The organism is Limnohabitans sp. Rim8 (assembly GCF_943326455.1).
Taxonomy (GTDB): domain Bacteria; phylum Pseudomonadota; class Gammaproteobacteria; order Burkholderiales; family Burkholderiaceae_C; genus Limnohabitans_A.
In genome coordinates this window covers 1-17,593 of sequence record NZ_CALPTI020000039.1, presented here as the reverse complement: position 1 = coordinate 17,593, position 17,593 = coordinate 1, and the positions used below count along the sequence as shown (strand labels likewise).

General features: G+C 56.5%; 26 protein-coding genes. 16 read left to right on the top strand and 10 right to left on the bottom strand.

Annotated features, from left to right (window positions below; genetic code table 11):
* The 5 genes from rpsC to Q1M54_RS16095 form a co-directional block, all read left to right on the top strand.
* On the top strand, positions 1-732 hold a 732-nt coding region (rpsC, locus tag Q1M54_RS16115; RefSeq protein ID WP_300559447.1), incomplete at its 5' end, for a 30S ribosomal protein S3.
* A gap of 11 nt (positions 733-743) precedes the next feature.
* Entirely contained in the window at positions 744-1,160 is a 417-nt protein-coding gene (gene rplP / locus Q1M54_RS16110) for a 50S ribosomal protein L16 (RefSeq protein WP_053172815.1), read from the top strand.
* A 17-nt stretch (positions 1,161-1,177) separates the two neighbouring features.
* Positions 1,178-1,372 carry a 50S ribosomal protein L29 gene (rpmC, locus tag Q1M54_RS16105; protein ID WP_300559439.1) on the top strand — a complete coding sequence of 65 codons (195 nt, stop codon included), beginning with the start codon at positions 1,178-1,180 and terminating at the stop codon, positions 1,370-1,372.
* Positions 1,373-1,381: 9 nt separating this feature from the next.
* On the top strand, positions 1,382-1,651 hold the full coding sequence (gene rpsQ, locus Q1M54_RS16100) for a 30S ribosomal protein S17 (RefSeq protein ID WP_019426898.1): 270 nt from the start codon (positions 1,382-1,384) through the stop codon (positions 1,649-1,651).
* Positions 1,652-1,755: 104 nt separating this feature from the next.
* The gene (locus Q1M54_RS16095) at positions 1,756-2,262 is read left to right on the top strand and encodes a peroxiredoxin (RefSeq protein WP_300559435.1); all 507 of its coding nucleotides are present in this window, start codon (positions 1,756-1,758) and stop codon (positions 2,260-2,262) included.
* A gap of 88 nt (positions 2,263-2,350) precedes the next feature.
* Here the strand turns inward: Q1M54_RS16095 and Q1M54_RS16090 are convergent, their stop codons facing one another.
* On the bottom strand, positions 2,351-2,857 hold the full coding sequence (locus tag Q1M54_RS16090) for a GNAT family N-acetyltransferase (protein ID WP_300559432.1): 507 nt from the start codon (positions 2,855-2,857) through the stop codon (positions 2,351-2,353).
* 32 nt (positions 2,858-2,889) lie between these two features.
* Positions 2,890-3,549: a cytochrome b/b6 domain-containing protein gene (locus tag Q1M54_RS16085; protein WP_300559429.1), complete on the bottom strand. Its 660-nt coding sequence runs from the start codon at positions 3,547-3,549 to the stop codon at positions 2,890-2,892.
* 91 nt (positions 3,550-3,640) lie between these two features.
* On the opposite strand from Q1M54_RS16085, the gene Q1M54_RS16080 reads away from it, so the two are divergent.
* Positions 3,641-4,093: a cytochrome c gene (locus Q1M54_RS16080; RefSeq protein ID WP_300559426.1), complete on the top strand. Its 453-nt coding sequence runs from the start codon at positions 3,641-3,643 to the stop codon at positions 4,091-4,093.
* A gap of 75 nt (positions 4,094-4,168) precedes the next feature.
* On the opposite strand, the gene Q1M54_RS16075 is transcribed toward Q1M54_RS16080, so the two are convergent.
* Genes Q1M54_RS16075 through Q1M54_RS16065 form a run of 3 tightly spaced genes read right to left on the bottom strand, consistent with a single transcriptional unit; the run spans position 4,169 to position 6,701 of the window.
* Positions 4,169-4,690 (bottom strand): TlpA disulfide reductase family protein, encoded by a 522-nt coding sequence (locus Q1M54_RS16075; protein WP_300559423.1) that lies wholly within the window; start codon positions 4,688-4,690, stop codon positions 4,169-4,171.
* Between the two features lie 38 nt (positions 4,691-4,728).
* Positions 4,729-5,457 (bottom strand): alpha/beta fold hydrolase, encoded by a 729-nt coding sequence (locus Q1M54_RS16070; RefSeq protein ID WP_300559420.1) that lies wholly within the window; start codon positions 5,455-5,457, stop codon positions 4,729-4,731.
* On the bottom strand, positions 5,457-6,701 hold the full coding sequence (locus Q1M54_RS16065; RefSeq protein WP_300559417.1) for a CaiB/BaiF CoA-transferase family protein: 1,245 nt from the start codon (positions 6,699-6,701) through the stop codon (positions 5,457-5,459). The genes Q1M54_RS16070 and Q1M54_RS16065 overlap by 1 nt, the downstream gene beginning before the upstream one ends.
* Positions 6,702-6,754: 53 nt before the next feature.
* Here Q1M54_RS16065 and Q1M54_RS16060 point away from each other — a divergent pair, with 53 nt between their 5' ends.
* The 5 genes from Q1M54_RS16060 to ptsP are packed head-to-tail and all read left to right on the top strand — an operon-like array spanning position 6,755 to position 11,023.
* Positions 6,755-7,300: a hypothetical protein gene (locus Q1M54_RS16060; RefSeq protein WP_300559412.1), complete on the top strand. Its 546-nt coding sequence runs from the start codon at positions 6,755-6,757 to the stop codon at positions 7,298-7,300.
* Positions 7,297-8,577, top strand: a complete 1,281-nt coding sequence (locus Q1M54_RS16055) for an MFS transporter (RefSeq protein WP_300559409.1) — start codon at positions 7,297-7,299, stop codon at positions 8,575-8,577. Before Q1M54_RS16060 ends, Q1M54_RS16055 begins: the two co-directional genes overlap by 4 nt.
* 12 nt (positions 8,578-8,589) lie before the next feature.
* Entirely contained in the window at positions 8,590-9,033 is a 444-nt protein-coding gene (locus tag Q1M54_RS16050; protein WP_300559406.1) for a PTS fructose transporter subunit IIA, read from the top strand.
* Positions 9,002-9,271: an HPr family phosphocarrier protein gene (locus tag Q1M54_RS16045; protein ID WP_300559403.1), complete on the top strand. Its 270-nt coding sequence runs from the start codon at positions 9,002-9,004 to the stop codon at positions 9,269-9,271. The genes Q1M54_RS16050 and Q1M54_RS16045 overlap by 32 nt, the downstream gene beginning before the upstream one ends.
* Before the next feature lie 3 nt (positions 9,272-9,274).
* Positions 9,275-11,023, top strand: coding sequence for a phosphoenolpyruvate--protein phosphotransferase (ptsP, locus tag Q1M54_RS16040; RefSeq protein WP_300559400.1), 1,749 nt, complete (start codon positions 9,275-9,277; stop codon positions 11,021-11,023).
* A 37-nt stretch (positions 11,024-11,060) separates the two neighbouring features.
* On the opposite strand, the gene yghU is transcribed toward ptsP, so the two are convergent.
* From yghU to Q1M54_RS16015, 5 genes are all read right to left on the bottom strand, one after another.
* A complete protein-coding gene (yghU, locus tag Q1M54_RS16035; RefSeq protein WP_300559397.1) occupies positions 11,061-11,933 on the bottom strand; it encodes a glutathione-dependent disulfide-bond oxidoreductase in 873 nt (290 codons plus the stop codon).
* A gap of 40 nt (positions 11,934-11,973) precedes the next feature.
* Positions 11,974-12,984, bottom strand: coding sequence for a lipoyl synthase (gene lipA / locus Q1M54_RS16030; RefSeq protein WP_300559394.1), 1,011 nt, complete (start codon positions 12,982-12,984; stop codon positions 11,974-11,976).
* A 70-nt stretch (positions 12,985-13,054) separates the two neighbouring features.
* Complete coding sequence (lipB, locus tag Q1M54_RS16025; protein WP_300559391.1) at positions 13,055-13,717, bottom strand: lipoyl(octanoyl) transferase LipB; 663 nt, start codon at positions 13,715-13,717, stop codon at positions 13,055-13,057.
* Between the two features lie 2 nt (positions 13,718-13,719).
* The gene (locus Q1M54_RS16020; RefSeq protein WP_300559388.1) at positions 13,720-14,019 is read right to left on the bottom strand and encodes a DUF493 family protein; all 300 of its coding nucleotides are present in this window, start codon (positions 14,017-14,019) and stop codon (positions 13,720-13,722) included.
* Positions 14,020-14,043: 24 nt separating this feature from the next.
* Positions 14,044-14,490 carry a CopD family protein gene (locus Q1M54_RS16015; protein WP_300559385.1) on the bottom strand — a complete coding sequence of 149 codons (447 nt, stop codon included), beginning with the start codon at positions 14,488-14,490 and terminating at the stop codon, positions 14,044-14,046.
* A 188-nt stretch (positions 14,491-14,678) separates the two neighbouring features.
* Here Q1M54_RS16015 and Q1M54_RS16010 point away from each other — a divergent pair, with 188 nt between their 5' ends.
* Genes Q1M54_RS16010 through Q1M54_RS15990 form a run of 5 tightly spaced genes read left to right on the top strand, consistent with a single transcriptional unit; the run spans position 14,679 to position 17,456 of the window.
* On the top strand, positions 14,679-15,197 hold the full coding sequence (locus Q1M54_RS16010) for an ATP synthase subunit I (RefSeq protein ID WP_300559382.1): 519 nt from the start codon (positions 14,679-14,681) through the stop codon (positions 15,195-15,197).
* Between the two features lie 15 nt (positions 15,198-15,212).
* On the top strand, positions 15,213-16,091 hold the full coding sequence (gene atpB / locus Q1M54_RS16005; RefSeq protein WP_300559380.1) for a F0F1 ATP synthase subunit A: 879 nt from the start codon (positions 15,213-15,215) through the stop codon (positions 16,089-16,091).
* A 56-nt stretch (positions 16,092-16,147) separates the two neighbouring features.
* The gene (atpE, locus tag Q1M54_RS16000; RefSeq protein ID WP_019426878.1) at positions 16,148-16,396 is read left to right on the top strand and encodes a F0F1 ATP synthase subunit C; all 249 of its coding nucleotides are present in this window, start codon (positions 16,148-16,150) and stop codon (positions 16,394-16,396) included.
* 36 nt (positions 16,397-16,432) lie between these two features.
* Positions 16,433-16,903 carry a F0F1 ATP synthase subunit B gene (locus Q1M54_RS15995; RefSeq protein WP_300559375.1) on the top strand — a complete coding sequence of 157 codons (471 nt, stop codon included), beginning with the start codon at positions 16,433-16,435 and terminating at the stop codon, positions 16,901-16,903.
* A 22-nt stretch (positions 16,904-16,925) separates the two neighbouring features.
* Entirely contained in the window at positions 16,926-17,456 is a 531-nt protein-coding gene (locus Q1M54_RS15990; protein WP_300559373.1) for a F0F1 ATP synthase subunit delta, read from the top strand.
* Positions 17,457-17,593: the final 137 nt, after the last annotated feature.

Below are 17,593 nucleotides of genomic sequence, written 5' to 3'. Positions count from 1 at the left end.
GCAGCGGTTTCCCGCGTGCTGATCGAGCGTCCAGCCAAGAGCGCCCGCATCACCATCTTCTCGGCTCGTCCAGGTGTGGTGATCGGTAAAAAAGGCGAAGACATCGAGTTGCTCAAGAAAGAACTCGCGGTTCGCATGGGTGTGCCTGTCGCCGTCAACATCGAAGAAGTGCGTAAGCCTGAAATCGATGCTCAATTGATCGCTGACAGCATCACCCAACAGCTCGAAAAGCGGATCATGTTCCGCCGTGCCATGAAGCGCGCCATGCAAAACGCCATGCGTCTGGGTGCCCAAGGCATCAAGATCATGTCGGCTGGCCGTTTGAACGGTATCGAAATTGCGCGTACCGAGTGGTATCGCGAAGGCCGTGTGCCATTGCACACCCTGCGCGCTGACATCGACTACGCCACTTCCGAAGCCAAGACCACCTACGGCATCATTGGTGTCAAGGTCTGGGTCTACAAAGGTGACACCTTGGGTCGCAATGACGCTCCTGCACTGGCTGAGCCACGTGCGGAAGAAGAACGCCGCCCACGTGGTCCACGCCGTGATGCACGTCCAGGTGAGCGCCCCGCAGGCGATCGCCGAGGCGGCCCACGTCGCCCCGCTGGCACCAACACAGCACCTACCGACGGCAGCGACAAGCCTGCCGGCGCAGGTGGTGATGCCAAACCCGCCGTTAAGCGCGTACGCACAGTCGCCGCGCCAGCTGCAGCAGCTGACGGTCAATAAGGAGTAATTACATGCTGCAACCTGCTCGCAGAAAGTTCCGCAAGGAACAGAAAGGCCGCAACACCGGCGTCGCAACCCGTGGTAACACGGTGGCGTTTGGTGATTTTGGCCTCAAGTCCACAGACCGTGGCCGTTTGACGGCCCGTCAGATCGAATCCGCACGTCGTGCGATTTCCCGTCACGTCAAGCGTGGTGGCCGTATCTGGATTCGTGTGTTCCCCGACAAGCCGATTTCCACCAAGCCTGCAGAAGTGCGTATGGGTAACGGCAAAGGTAACCCCGAGTACTACGTGGCTGAGATCCAACCCGGTAAGGTGCTCTACGAAATCGTAGGCGTTCCAGAAGAGTTGGCCCGTGAAGCCTTCAAATTGGCTGCTGCCAAGCTGCCCTTGCGCACCACGTTTGTGGCACGCATGATTGGCCAATAATTCAGGAGAAATAAGAAATGAATGCTGCTGAATTGCGCCAAAAAGACGTTGCTGGTGTGAAAGACGAAATCAAAGCGCTGCAAAAAGCCCACTTTGGTCTTCGTATGCAAAAAGCCACGCAACAACTCGGCAACACTGGGATCATCGGCCAGACTCGCCGTGCCATTGCCCGTGCCAAAACCATCCTTGCCCAAAAGCAAGCCGCCAAGTAAGGAGTGACCATGACGGAAGCTAAAACATCCCTCAAGCGCACCTTGATTGGCAAGGTGGTCAGCGACAAGCGCGCCAAAACCGTGACCGTGCTGGTCGAGCGTCGTGTGAAACACGCCCTCTACGGCAAGATCGTGGCCAAGTCGAGCAAGTACCACGCACACGACGAGACTGGTGAATTCCACCTCGGTGACACCATTGAGATCACGGAGAGCCGTCCAATCTCTAAAACCAAAAACTGGGTGGCGACTCGCCTGGTTCAGAAGGCTGCTGCTGTCTAAGCCCAAAAAGCCAGACCTCAGCAAACTTATCTGAAACGACCCACAATAGTGGGTCGTTTTTTTTTACTTGGCCATTTGGCCTATACACCCCTCAGGAGAAACAGATGATCAAAGTTGGTGACAAATTGCCTGCCGTGACGTTGACGGAATTTGTAGAAGTTGAAGGCAATGGTTGCAGCATTGGCCCCAACCCAGTGGATGTGACAAAAGCTGCTGCCGGTAAAACCATTGCCATTTTTGCCTTGCCAGGCGCATTCACACCCACATGTTCTGCCAAGCACGTGCCCGGTTATGTCGAACACCATGACGCTTTGAAGGCCGCCGGTGTCGACGAAATTTGGTGCGTCAGCGTGAACGATGCCTTTGTGATGGGTGCCTGGGCACGAGAGCAAAAGACCGGTGCCAAGGTGCGCATGTTGGGCGACGGCAGCGCTGATTTCAGCAAAGCCACAGGCTTGACCTTGGACCTGACCGCACGCGGCATGGGCTTGCGCAGCAACCGATACTCAATGCTGGTCAAAGACGGCGCCGTCACCGTTTTGAACGTGGAAGGCCCTGGAAAATTCGAAGTCAGCGATGCGGCCACATTGTTGGCACAAGCCAAAGGCTAATGGGCCTTGACATCAAAAAAAGGGACCTTGGGTCCCTTTTTTGATGGTAGCAAAGACCCATCAAAACGCTTCTGTCCTCAGAGACATGTCACTCGATCTCAACTTTGAGGTAATGCGCACCCGCGTAGGGGTTGTGATAGTAGGGCGGAATCTCTTCAAACCCAAGGTCTTCATACAGCGCGCGGGCTGACTCCATGTCGTCTAAAGTGTCGAGCAGAACACAGCTGTAGTCGGCATGTCGCGCGGCATCCAAAATGGCTTCGGTCAAAAAACGACCTATGCCTAGACCGCGAAAGGCAGGACGAACATACAAGCGCTTCATCTCTGCAGCATTGGCGTAGTCAGAGCTGTCGAGGGGGCGCAAAGCACAGCAACCCGCGGGCTCACCCTCCACAAAAGCCAAAACCAAGGCACCGCGCGGGGCTGTGTACTCGCCAGGCAGTTCAGCAAGCTCTTGATCAAAATCTTGAAAAGCCAGATCCACCTGGAGAGAAGCGGCATAGTCCATGAAAAGTGCCCGGGTCTGCACCCAATCCTGTTGGGAAGCAGGCGCACGGATCAAAATGGAATGCAAAGCGGAAGGCAAGAGCTTCATCCAAAGTCAAAAACGACAGTGTAAAGCCGATTTCAAGGCTGGATAGTGACCAGAAAATAGACGGTCAAAGCAGACAACATCAACACAACAAAGGCCAAGAGCCGTGGCACAAAATGGTCTTGCGAGGCTGTGACAGGTTCAGGCAGCAACTTGTCGCCATGAAGCATCGCTGGGACCAAAGAGATGTTCTTCTTGACGCGGTACCAAACCAATGCCGACACATGCAAAATGACCAACAAAAGCACGATCGATTGGCCCCAATCCTTGTGCCAAGACGTGGCCCAGGTCACCCATTTGCCAGGCACTAAGAATGACAAAGGGCCGACATTGGCGATTTCATCGTCGCTGACCAAGCCGGTAGCCACTTGCACCGCCAGAGCCAGCAATAAAACCACGACCGACCATGAGCCCAAGGGGTTGTGTCCGCTCCAACCAAGCATAGAGCGCCCTTGCAAATAAGCAGCAACAGCCGAAGGGCGAAGAGGGAACTGAGTCCAGCGTGACCAATACCCGCCGAACAAGCCCCATGCCAACCTGAAAAGCAAAAGCGTCAAAACACAAAAGCCAAAACGAAAGTGCCACACCATGGCATTACCGCCCAATTCGGCTGTAACAAACAAACCCAACACACACAGTGCCAATGCCCAGTGAAAAAGACGGGTGGGCAAATCCCAAATTCGAACGGTGACCATAAGCGCTTTCAGTGCTGCAGATATGTGAAAAATGTGGGAAACTGGTGAAGCATAAATCTTTTGTAGCCTTTTCAACTGACTGGAGTCAAACATGAAACAATCAATGAGCATTTTGGGTGCATTGCTGGCCATCACTTTGTCGGTTCCGGCGCAGGCACAGTTTGCCAAACCTGAGGACGCCATCAAATACCGCAAAGCCAGCTTGAACGTGATGGCGGCTCATTTTGGACGGGTCGGCGCCATGGCCAACGGGCGTGTGCCTTACGACGCCAAAGCAGCACAAGAAAATGCAGAAATTGCAGCCGTGATGGCCAAACTGCCATGGGCCGCATTTGGTGAAGGCACTGACAAAGGCGATACACGCGCCAAACCTGAAATCTGGAAAGAGGCCGCCAAATACAAAGAAGCGTCAGACAAAATGCAAGCAGAAATGGTGAAGCTCAACACCGCTGCAAAAGCTGGCAACATCGACGCGCTCAAAGTTGCATTTGGACCAGCTGCCGCATCGTGCAAAGCGTGCCACGATGCTTTCCGCAAGGACTGACAAAAAACAGGGGCTTAAAAAGGGTGTTCACCAACACCCTTTTCCCACGGCATCAGGAGCCGCTGAGTTCAACTATCAAGATTCAGCGAGCAGTTTGTCGATCAGTTGGTGCAGTTCCACAAAGTCGGGTGTACCCACAAAACGCTTGACGATCTGGCCGCGCTTGTTGACCAAAAAGGTGGTTGGCGTGAGTTTGACATCACCCCAAGCACGGGCTACTGCCCCCGTGTTGTCAATGGCCACTTTGAAGGGCAGTTGCCTAGACTGCGCAAAGTTGACCACGTAGCTTGGCGGGTCGTAGCTCATGGCCACAGCGACCGTGTCAAATCCACGTGCTTTGAATTTTTGGTGGGTCGCAATCAGGTCGGGCATCTCGGCCACACAAGAGGTGCAGCTGGTGGCCCAAAAGTTGATCAAAGCCACTTGCCCCTTCAACTGCTGCGAGCTCAGGGTGGAGCCATCGAGCAACACGAAAGAAGATTCGGGGGCCCGTTCTGCGGCACATCCCCACAGAAACCAGCTCAAACCCAGAGCACCCAAGCCGTTGAGTAGGCGGCGATACAAAGGGATCCAACAGTACAAGCGGTTCATTGTCATGGCAGAAAGTTTAAACCGTTCGGTAGGCCTAGGGTCAGTCAAAGTACCGACAACAGGTGTGCCAAAAGGCCTTCCGGATCGCTGACCATCGGGTCGTGCCCAGTCGCCATGTTCACAACATGAGAGCCTGGTAGCCAGGCGCCATCCCAAAACTTGGGATCCAGCATGCGTTGACGGCTGACATCGATGGTGCCCAAAGGGGGCGTGGTGCAGTTGATGAAAGTGCGCGGTATGCTGGCGACTCGCTGGGGGTCAAACGCCAGCGCTTGGGTGTAGGGGCCACCCGGGTGAGGTGTTTGACGCCTTGAGACCCAGGCATGGTCTTCTTCACTCAGGCCAAAAACCGAGGGATCGGGAGCGGGGAATGCGTGCAAAGGATCGGCAAGAGCTGCCGCGATGCGGGCATTGCGCGTGGCGCTGGCATGGGTGCTGCTCCAGCTCTCGCCGGGCTTGGGTAACACCGCATCAACATACACCAGATGGCGCAGGCGCTCAGGTCTTCGGTCTGCCACGGCGGTGCCCAGCATGCCCGCATACGAGTGGGCCACCAAAACCACTTCGTTCATTTCTTCGGCGTCCATGGCTGACATCACATCCGTGATGTGGCTTTCAAGATCGATGTCCGGGTGCAGCAAGTGCGCCCGCTCACCTACCCCGGTGAGGGTAACCGCGTGGGCGCGGTGCCCAGCGGTCATCAGGCCAGGTAAGACACGTTGCCAACACCAAGCTCCGTGCCAAGCGCCATGTACCAATAAAAAATTCGCCATCAAATAATCCCTTTGACGCGCAGTGCACTTTGTCGCTCAGCGTTCCAACCCAAAACTTCATGCAAGACCTCTGCGGTGTGTTGCCCCAGCATGGGCGGTGGCAAATCTTGACGAACCGGGGTGCGGCTCATTTTGATGGGGCTTGCCACCAGACGAAGATCGTCTTTGATGGGGTGTTGCCATGTCTGAACCATGCCACGGGCCTGAATTTGCGGATCTACAAATACCTCGCCCAAGGTGTTGATGGCGCCGCAAGGGACTTTGGCTGCTTCCAAAGCGGCCAACCAATCCGTTTTGGTGCGGGTTTTCATGATGTCCGCCAGCAAGGGCACCAACACATCGCGGTGACGAACGCGCTCGGTATTGAGGGCAAAGCGCGGGTCTTTGGCCAAATCTGGCTGGCCTGCTACAGCGCAAAACTTGGCGAACTGACCGTCGTTGCCCACAGCCAGAATCAGATGGTCGCGCGCGCCCGATGGCGCATCGGCTGGCGGCATCACTTCAAACACCTGGTAGGGCACGATGTTCTGGTGTGCATTGCCTGCACGCCCAGGCACTTTACCGCTGACCAGGTAATTGGATCCCAGGTTGGCCAACATGGCGACTTGGGTGTCCAGCAAAGCCATGTCTACCTGTTGGCCTTGGCCCGTGCGCTCGACATGGCGAAGTGCTGCCAAGATGGCCACGGTGGCATACATGCCAGTGAACAAATCGGCGACCGCGACCCCCACTTTTTGGGGCCCGCCGCCCAGATCGTCGCGCTCACCCGTGACGCTCATCAGGCCTCCGATGCCTTGCACTGCATAGTCGTAACCTGCCCGTTCACTGTACGGTCCGGTTTGACCAAATCCGGTCACACTGCAATACACCAGCTTGGGGTTCAAGGCGCTCATGCTGGCATAGTCCAAGCCATACCGGGCCATGTCGCCTACCTTGAAATTTTCTACAAACACATCGCAATGGCGCACCAGTTCGCGGATCAGGGCTTGGCCCTCGGGCTGGGCGATGTCACAAGTCACCGAGCGTTTGTTGCGGTTGGCACCCAAGTAATAGGCCGCTTCGGCCGTGTCCAGGCCTTGAGCATCTTTCAAAAAAGGAGGACCCCAGGTGCGGGTGTCATCGCCCGAGCCGGGGCGCTCGATCTTGATCACATCGGCCCCCAAGTCGGCCAAAGTTTGGGTACACCAAGGGCCCGCGAGGACGCGGGAGAGGTCGAGAACGCGGATGCCATCAAGTGAATTCATGGGTCACATTGTCGCCAAAAGCCGATACCGCCGCTGATCACGATAATCACCCTATGCGAAAACATTCATCGGCCCAGATGGCCACCTTGGCATTGACCTTGATTTTGAGCGCCTGCAGTCCAGCACAAAACTGGCGGGATATCGCTTTTGAAGGCAGCGCCCTCAGGGCGCAGCTGCCGTGCAAACCCGACCGGACCACTCGGACGGTTCCCCTCGGAGGCTTGTCGGTGGACCTGCAAGTGGCTGGCTGCGAAAGCGGAACGGCCATGGTGGCCGTGATGACCGCAGCATTGCCTGTTGGCTCCGATGCCGTGGCCGTGTTGTCAGGCTGGCAAAAAGCCACGCTCGACAACGCCCGTGTGAAGCCAGCTTTGACAACTGAAAATCATGTCTGGCACCGTCCGGGTCATTTGCCCCTCGCATCTTCGCAACGCGTCCAGGCGATGGGACTCAAAAACAATGGTGAACCCGTGGCGATGGATGCCGTTTGGGGCGCTGTGAGCGAGGGAGAGCGACTGCGCGTGGTTCATGCCGTGGTGTATGACCGGAAAATTCAGCCAGAGATGGCCAACACCTTGTTTGAAAGCATCAAGCCATGAGCGCCGCCACCATGCCCTTGCCGCCAATGCCACACCCTGACCATTTACCTCGCCGCATGGCGGTGGTGGTGTTTCTCGCTTTTGCTTTGGCCTACTTTTTTTCGGCCTTGGTTCGGGCCATCACGGCCACCTTGTCTCCGACCCTGACCACCGAATTCAATCTGAGCGCGCAAGATTTAGGTCTGTTGGCTGGTGGATATTTCTTGGGTTTTTCTCTGACCCAGCTGCCCTTGGGTCGCTGGTTGGACCGGCATGGCCCCAAAAAAGTCATTCTGGCTTTCTTGAGCTTTGCCGTGCTGGGTTGCTTGGCTTTTGCTTGGGCCGACAGCTTTCATGGTTTGCTCGCGGCACGTGTGTTGTGCGGCATGGGCGTCAGTGCTTGCCTGATGGCCCCATTGACGGCCTACCGTCGCTGGTTTGATGTGAGCACCCAGCTGCGCACCAACTCGTGGATGCTGATGACGGGCTCTTTGGGCATGTTGGCTGCAACATTGCCTGTTCAGTGGCTCATGCCCATCTGGGGCTGGCGTGCGCTGTTTGTCATGCTGGGCGTGATGATCGCGATAGCCATGCTGTTGATTGCCCTGCTGGTGCCGGTTTGGCAAAAAGCCACCCCCACAGCTGACACCCCGAAAGCCCCCGCCGATGACGACGGCAGCTACCGCGAGATCTGGCGCAGCGCGTATTTTTGGCGCATGACACCCATCGGGTTTTTCAGCTACGGCGGCATGGTGGCCATTCAGACCTTGTGGGCCGGGCCGTGGATGACCCAAGTGGCAGGCTGGAGCGCAAGCGAGGCAGCGTCAGGCTTGTTTCTGATCAACTTGGCCATGCTGGTGACCTTTTGGTTGTGGGGCCTGATCACCCCGGGTTTGGCACGCCGCGGTATCCCGGTTGAGCGTTTGATTGCTTGGGGATTGCCGCTCAGTTTTGTCGTCATCGGCACTTTGGTTTGGCTGGGTGCTGCCATCGGGTCGGCTGCGGCTTTAGGTATGGCTTTGTTGTGCGTCAGCAGCACTTTTGTGGCTTTGGCGCAACCAGCCGTAGGCATGGCTTTTCCGTCACACTTAGCGGGGCGGGCTTTATCGGCTTACAACCTGGTGATCTTTGCGGGCATCTTTGTAGTGCAGTGGGGCATAGGGTTGTTGGTGGACGCCGGGCGTGGCTTGGGGTTGGCCAATGTGCAGGCCTACCAAATGGCTTTGGGCTGTTTTGGCCTCAGTTCAATTGCCTCATGGGTGTTTTTCATGCTTAAAAATCCGTCTCAAGGTCGATAAACTGTCTCTATCATGATTGGCATACTCATCATCGCCCACGCCCCACTGGCCAGCGCTTTGCGGGAATGCGCGCTGCACGTTTTCCCAGACTGCGTAGACGGGGTGCAGGCCCTGGACATCGGTCCCCAAGACGCACCCGAGGACAGTTTGCTGCGCGCCCAGGCAGCCATGACCGCATTGGGCACCCCCGAAGTCCTGTTGCTCAGTGACGTCTTTGGTGCCACACCTTGCAATGTGGCTCAACAACTGGGCGATGGCCTGAACACCCGCTTGGTGGCGGGTGTCAATTTGCCCATGCTGCTGCGCAGCGTGTGTTACCGACACGAAAGCCTTGAATCGCTGGCAGCACGCGCCCACGCCGGTGGCACACAAGGCGTGATGCCTGTGGGCAGCACCGCACCCCAAAACCAAACTGGACAGAGACATGCCCCAAGCCAACGTGACCATCAGCAATAAATTGGGTTTGCACGCCCGTGCATCCGCCAAACTCACCAAACTGGCAGGTGGTTTTCCGTGCGAGGTTTGGCTCAGCAAAGGCGAGCGCCGCATCAATGCCAAAAGCATCATGGGCGTCATGATGTTGGCGGCAGGCTTGGGCAGCCAGGTGGTGGTGGAAACGATCGGTGAGCAGAGTGATGAAGCACTGACCGCTTTGCTGGCGTTGATCAACGACAAATTTGGCGAAGGCGAGTAAGCCATGACCTTCAGCATCCATGGTTTGGCGGTGGCACGTGGCATCGCCATTGGACGCGCCGTTCTGGTGGCCTCCAGCCGGGTCGATGTGGCGCATTATTTTGTGAGCCCCGATCAAGTGGCCGCAGAAATCATGCGTTTGCGCGTGGCCCGTGATGCCGTGGTCGATGAACTGCAGCGGCTGCAAAAAGCCATGCCCAAAGACGCACCGCATGAGCTTGGCGCGCTGCTGGATGTCCACCTGATGCTGCTGCAAGACGAAGAACTGACCTCGGGTGTGGTGCATTGGATCAAGACGCGCCTCTACAACGCAGAGTGGGCACTGACCAGCCAACTGGAGATCATTGTTCGCCAGTTTGAGGAAATGGAAGACCCCTATCTGCGCGAACGCAAAGCCGACATGGAGCAAGTGGGCGAGCGTGTGCTCCATTGCCTTAAGGGCACTGGGCCGCTGGTGGCGCAAGCCAAACGGCCTCAGCGTCCCCAACAAGAACTTCAGTTGGGCGATACCGATGTACCACTGGTGCTGGTGGCGCATGACCTGTCGCCTGCCGACATGCTGCAGTTCAAGCAAAGTGTGTTCTCGGGTTTTGTGACCGATGTGGGTGGCAAGACTTCGCACACTGCCATCGTGGCCCGCAGCTTAGGAATTCCAGCGGTAGTGGGCGCTCGCACGGCCAGCCAGTTTGTGAAACAGGACGACTGGGTCATCATTGACGGGGATGCGGGCGTGGTCATCGTTGACCCTTCTCCCATCATCTTGGCGGATTACGGTTTCAAACAGCGCCAAGGCGACTTGGAACGCGAGCGTTTGGTGCGCCTGAGGCATACGCCGTCGGTTTCGTTGGACGGACAAAAGGTGGAGTTGCTGGCGAACATCGAAATGCCCGAAGACACCCAGGCTGCTATCACCGCAGGGGCTGTGGGTGTGGGTTTGTTTCGCAGCGAGTTTTTATTCATGGGTCGGCAAGGCCATCTGCCCGACGAAGAAGAGCAATATCAGGCTTACCGCCGAGCGGTCGATGGCATGAACGGTTTGCCTGTGACCATCCGCACGGTGGATGTGGGGGCCGACAAGCCGCTCGATGAGACCCGCCACGATGCGGCGCACCTGAACCCAGCCCTGGGCTTGCGCGCCATCCGCTGGAGCCTGGCGGACCCGGCCATGTTCCTCACTCAGTTGCGTGCCATCTTGCGCGCTGCAGCGCACGGGCAGGTCAACTTGTTGATCCCCATGTTGGCCCATGGCAGCGAAATTCGCCAAACTTTGGCTCTGATGACACAGGCCCGTCAAGAGTTGGACCGACGGGGGGTAGCCCACGGCCCAGTGAAATTGGGCGCCATGATTGAAATTCCGGCGGCCGCGTTGTCGCTGCGTTTGTTTCTCAAACACTTCGACTTTTTGTCGATCGGCACCAACGACCTGATCCAGTACACCCTGGCCATTGACCGGGCCGATGAGTCGGTGGCGCACCTCTACGACCCGCTGCATCCGGCGGTGTTGCGATTGATTGCAGACACCATCGCCGAATGTCACCGGCAAGGCAAGGGGGTCTCGGTGTGCGGCGAGATGGCGGGCGATGTGACCATGACCCGTTTGCTGCTGGGTCTGGGTTTGCGCAGCTTTTCGATGCACCCCTCGCAAATTTTGGCGGTCAAGCAGCAGGTGCTGAGGTCTGATTGCGCCAAGCTGGTCTCTTGGGCTGGGCAGGTTTTGGACAGCGAAGACCCTGCACTGAGCATGAACGCATAGCCTCCGATCCGCGGGCGGTGCGTGCCCTTTGCGTTCCTTAAGCCTGTTTGATTTTGTCTTGAGTGCGGGTATCGAAGTCGCTGGCGTCGTGGCGTTCGTGCAACTGGGACTCGGGCGCGCCCATGACGCGGTTGACCATGCGACCGCGTTGTACCGCAGGGCGTTGCGCCAGTTCTTCTGCCCAGCGTTGCACATGGGTGTATTCATGCACCTGCAAAAACTCGCCTGCTTCGTAGAGGATGCCCTTGGCCAGCGCACCATACCAGGGCCAGATGGCGATGTCGGCGATCGTGTAATCGTCGCCTGCTATGAAACGGCTTTGGGCCAAGCGCTTGTCGAGTACATCCATTTCGCGTTTGACTTCCATGGCAAAGCGGTCGATGGCGTATTCGATTTTGACGGGTGCGTAGGCGTAAAAATGCCCAAACCCGCCGCCCAAATAGGGCGCACTGCCCATTTGCCAAAACAGCCAAGACAAGCATTCGGCACGTTGTGCGGGATCGGTGGGCACCAAAGTGCCGAACTTCTCTGCCAAGTACAACAAAATCGCGCCTGACTCGAAGACACGCACAGGCTGATCGCCACTGCAGTCCAGCAAGGCAGGGATTTTGGAGTTGGGGTTGACGCTGACAAAGCCGCTGCTGAATTGCTGACCCTCATTGATGCGTATCAGCCACGCGTCGTATTCGGCGCCTGTGTGTCCCAAAGCCAGCAATTCTTCGAGCATCACGGTGACTTTGACGCCGTTGGGTGTGCCCAGCGAATAAAGCTGTAGCGGATGCTGGCCACGCGGCAGGTCTTGATCGTGGGTAGCGCCCGAGATGGGGCGGTTGATGTTGGCAAAGCGCCCACCGTTGGCCTTATTCCAAGTCCAGACGGAGGGCGGGGTGTATGCGCTGGTGTCGGTCATGCTGCGGTGTCCGTGTCTATGGGTCTGTAAATGATCGGCCTCAGGCCTTTTCAGCCAAGCTCATGTGCGCCAAATGCGCTTGCTGGTCGGCGTGGTAGCTTGAGCGCACCATGGCGCCAACGGCCGCATGCGAAAAGCCCATTTCGTAGGCTTTGGCCTCGAACATCTTGAAGGTGTCGGGGTGAACGTATCGGCGCACCGGCAGGTGGCTGTTGCTGGGGGCGAGGTACTGGCCAATGGTGAGCATCTCGATGTTGTGCGCGCGCATGTCGCGCATGACCTCGAGAATTTCTTCGTCGGTCTCGCCCAAGCCGACCATCAGACCGCTCTTGGTGGGCACGTTCGGAAACAGGGCCTTGAATTTCTTCAGCAGGTTCAACGAAAACTGATAGTCCGATCCTGGGCGCGCTTCTTTGTACAAACGCGGCACGGTTTCCATGTTGTGGTTCATCACGTCGGGCGGCGCGGCTTTCAAGATTTCAAGGGCGCGGTCGTCGCGACCGCGAAAGTCGGGCACCAGCACTTCGATTTGGGTGGTGGGCGAGAGTTCGCGTGTTTTGCGGATGCATTCCACAAAGTGTCCAGCACCACCGTCACGCAGGTCGTCGCGGTCCACGCTGGTGATCACCACATATTGCAGTTTGAGTTGTGCAATCGTTTTGGCCAAGTTGTCGGGTTCGTTCACATCCAGAGGGTCGGGGCGGCCATGCCCCACGTCGCAAAACGGGCAGCGCCGCGTGCACTTGTCACCCATGATCATGAAGGTGGCCGTGCCCTTGCCAAAGCATTCACCGATGTTGGGGCAGCTGGCTTCTTCGCAGACGGTGACCAGTTTGTTGGCGCGCAGCACGTCCTTGATCTCGTAAAAGCGGGTGGTTGGCGAGCCGGCCTTGACGCGGATCCACTCGGGCTTTTTCAGCACCTCGGCCTGTTCGACTTTGACGGGAATGCGCGAGAGTTTGGCGGCGGCTTTTTGCTTGGCCATGGGGTCGTAGTTGTTCACGCTTTGGACTTCGCGGACCACGGGACGTTCGGTGGGCGTATTGCTCATGGGTTTCTTTCGGTTGCCGCACGGCGGCGGGTCAGGTGCGTGAGTTCAGGGCAGTGTTTGGGGTGGTGTTTCACAGCCTGGCTGCGAGTTGGCTTGCCAGCACCCGGGCTGCTTCTTCCCAAGTGGTTTCCACTCCGATTGTAAAAAGGTCCACTGTTTTCAAGCCGGCATAGCCACAGGGGTTGATACGCTCAAAGGGTTGAAGGTCCATGGCCACGTTCAAAGCCGCGCCATGGTAAGTGCAGTGGCGGCTGACTTTGATGCCCAGAGCACTGATTTTCCCCAGGCCCTTGAACGGGTCGTTGGCCGGGGCAGGCCCCACCAGAGCCGCGTGGCTGAAGGGGTCGTCCAAACGCACATAAATGCCCGGCGCACCCGCCACCCGGTGGCCCGTCACACCAAAGTGCGCCAAGGTGCGAATGACCGACTCCTCGAGCTTGTAGACGAACTCTTTGACGAAATAACCTACTCGTTGCAGGTTGACCAGGGGGTAGGCCATCACTTGGCCGGGACCATGAAAAGTGACTTGCCCACCCCGGTTGGTTTGCACAACTGGAATGTCGCCGGGCGTCAAGAGGTGCGAGGCCTGGCCCGCCAGCCCTTGGGTGAAAACCGGGGGGTGTTCACACATCCAAAGTTCATCGGGGCTGCTGGGTTCGCGTGCAGCCGTGAAGGCCTTCATGGCTTCATAGGTCGGCAAGTAGTCCACCTGCCCAAGAAGCCGGATGTCCATGCTCACAGCACAATTTTGACCATCGGGTGCGAGGTCAGGGCGCGGTAAAGGTCGTCGAGTTGTTCGCGACTGGTGGCTGTGATGTTGAGCGTTATGCCCAAATAGTTACCGCCTTTGCTGGGGCGCAATTCGAGGGTTCGTGCATCAAAGCCCGGATCAAACTGCAGGGCTACTTGGCACATGGCCTCGGCAAAACCGTCGACCATGGCGCCCATGACCTTGATTGGAAAGACCGAGGGGTATTCGATCAGGGTGTCTTTGCGAGGGTCGATGCCTGCGGGCGGTGTGATGGAAGCGCTCATGAAAAATCCCGTTTTGCCGCAAGCTTAACGCCACACCACCACAGCCAACACGGCAACCCAGCCGATTGCGAAATTGACCAGTACCATGGGGTGTATTTGCCCCAAAGCTTTGCCCGCTGCAGGCCAGTCTGATATCGACACAGCTGCTTTGAGTCGGCGAAACGGAACGAACCAAATGTGCGCAAAAATCAGGCACATCAACAAACCCAATCCCGACATGGCGTGCCAACCTTTGGGTGCCAGTTTCATGTCGGTCACGGACAGCATCCAAAAACCGGAAGCCAAAATCAACGCGATCGACACCCAGACCATGGCAAAAAAGCGGCTCAATACAGCCGACATCAATGCCAGGCGTTCGGGCGGCGACATTCGGGCGATGACCACCGGGCGCAACGCCAAAATCACCAAGGCCATACCGCCAAGCCAGACGATGGCTGCGCTTAAATGCAAAAATTTGAACCATTCGTACATAAGTTTGAACTCAAGGTGGAGTGATTTAGGAACTTAAATTGAAAAAGATTTCTGGAGACATCAGAGAATGCACGCAAACCGTACAAATTGCGTGGATTAGGGTCAAAAAAAGAGAGGCACGGGTTTTTACGTATAGAATCTGAGGCTTTGCAAAGCTTGATGCATGTTTAACCTGGGTGCCAATTGAGATGACTGACATCGCCTCAAATTCCCAAGCGGACCCAGACAAACTGAAAGCAAGTGCTACAGATGATGTCACGGAAACTGAATTCAAGCCCCTGACAGCAGCTGAAGCGCAAGCTTGGCGGCTTACAAATCCTGCTCTCATGCCATGGCGCATTGTTGGGTTGCAGGCAAGTGTAGGTGTCGTGATGGTTTTGCTGACATGGCTATTGACGGATGAGCAGCGATTGGCTGCTTCAGTGGCTTGGGGTGTGGTTGCTGTGGTGATACCCGCCATGGTGTTTGTCAGAGCTTTGAGCCGACAAATGCAAGTTGCCCAGCCTAAAGCTGCGCTGGTGGGTTTGTTCACTTGGGAGTTGGTCAAAATAGTTTTGACCGTGGCGTTACTCTTGGTTGCGCCTAGAGTGATATCTGATTTGAGTTGGCTTGCCTTGGTGGCCAGCTTCGTGGTGACGATCAAGGTGTACTGGCTGGCCATGGCGCTGGGCTGGGTGCAACGAAAATCGAAACCGACTTTTTATTGAACTGATTGGTGATCTATGTCTGCTGAAAACGCTGGCGCGCATGCCCCAACGGCTGGAGAGTACATCCAGCACCACCTGCAACACCTGCAAATGAACTTCTCATTTGAAGGTGTCAAGCAAACAAGCATTGTCGACTTCAGTCTGTTCAATCTGGACTCGGTCTTTTTCTCCTTGGTTTTGGGTGTTTTTGGCAGTTTCTTTTTGTGGTCTGCTGCCCGCAAGGCGACTTCGGGTGTTCCGGGCCGCTTCCAGGCAGCTGTCGAGATCTTGTCCGAAATGGTGGAAAACCAGGCCAAGGGCGTGATCCAGAACGCCAAGAGCCGCAAGCTGATCTCGCCTTTGGCGTTGACCGTCTTCGTCTGGATCTTCTTGATGAACGCCATGGACATGTTGCCTGTGGATCTGATCCCTGCGGCTTGGCATGCTGCTGGCCCAGCATTGGGTTTCAAAGATTACATGCGCGTTGTGCCAACAGCTGATTTGTCCACCACGCTGGGCCTTTCATGTTCCGTGCTGCTCATCTGCCTCTTCTACAACATCAAGATCAAGGGCTTGGGCGGTTGGTCGCATGAACTGGTTGCTGCACCCTTTGGAGATCATTGGATTCTTTATCCGATCAACTTTTTGATGCAGATGATTGAATATCTGGCCAAGACTGTTTCGCACGGCATGCGATTGTTTGGCAACATGTTTGCGGGTGAGTTGGTGTTCATGTTGATTGCCCTGATGGGTGGCGGCTGGGCGTTGTCAACAACGGGTGTGGGCTTGGCCATTGGCCACGTCATCGCTGGTACCGTGTGGACTCTGTTCCACATCTTGGTCATCACCTTGCAAGCCTTCATCTTTATGATGTTGACCTTGGTCTACACAGGCCAAGCGCACGATGCACATTGATGACTTTTTCCTTTTTTCCTGTTTCTTTTTTTTCCACTAACTTTTAGGAGCTTCTCATGGAAAACATTCTCGGCCTGGTGGCATTGGCTTGTGGTTTGATCGTTGGTTTGGGTGCTTTGGGCGCCTCTATCGGCATCGGCATGATGGGTGGCAAATTCCTCGAATCCGGCGCACGTCAGCCTGAATTGATGAACGAGTTGCAGACCAAAATGTTTCTGTTGGCTGGTTTGATCGACGCTGCGTTCTTGATCGGTGTGGCTATTGCTTTGCTGTTCGCCTTCGCTAACCCCTTCGTTTTGAAGTGATCCACGCACCTCTTCCAACAGAAGAAGGATTGAACCGTGAACATTAACGCTACTCTGTTCATTCAGATGATCGTTTTTGCGATTCTGGTGTGGTTCACGATGAAATTCGTGTGGCCTCCGATCACAAAAGCGCTCGACGAACGGGCACAGAAAATCGCTGACGGCCTCGCTGCCGCCGACAAAGCCAAAGCCGAACTCAGCAATGCCAATGCGCGTGTTGAAGCCGAATTGGCCCAGTCGCGCACCGAGACGGCTTCGCGCTTGGCAGATGCTGAGCGCCGTGCAAATGGCATCGTTGACGATGCTAAAGCACGTGCCACCGAAGAAGGCAACAAGATCATCGCCGCTGCAAAAGCTGAAGCTGAGCAGGAAGCTGTCAAAGCGCGTGAAGCCCTGCGTGAGCAGGTTGCAGCTTTGGCCGTGAAAGGCGCCGAGCAGATTCTCCGCAAGGAAGTCAATGCTGGCGTCCACGCTGATCTGCTGAGCCGCCTCAAGACCGAGCTGTAAGAAGCTCCAGCCAGAGAAGACCATGGCAGAACTTGCTACCATCGCCCGCCCTTATGCCGAAGCGCTTTTCAAAGCGCAGGCATCCGATCTTGCTGGCACGGCCGCTTGGCTGGATGAACTGGCCGCTGTTGCGGAAAACGCGCAATTGCAGCAGTTTGTCGACAGCCCCAAAGTGTCCGATGAGCAGGCATTTGAGCTGATCTCTGGCGTGCTTCGAACAGCACTGCCTGAGGCTGGTAAGAATTTCCTGCAACTGGTGATCGAAAACCGCCGTCTCAGTGCACTGCCTGTCGTCGCGCAGCAGTACCGGGCCCTGATGAATGCGCAAGGTGGCACTGCTGATGCAGTTGTTTACAGCGCATTTCCCATCGACGCTTCGGCTTTGGCCGATTTGTCGTCCACGCTCGAAAAACGCTTTGCGCGCAAGCTCAATGTGAGCGTCGAGCTCGATGTCACCTTGATCGGTGGCATTCGTGTGGTGGTGGGTGACGAGGTGCTCGACACCTCTGTCAAAGCCCGACTGGAACAAATGAAATCGGCCCTCACCGCTTGATGCGGATTGAGACCGGACATATTTAAAGAAAGAAGGAAAGAGTCATGCAACTCAATCCCGCAGAAATTTCTGAACTGATCAAGAGCCGCATCGAAGGGCTGTCCGCCAGCGCCGATATCCGCAACCAAGGCACCGTG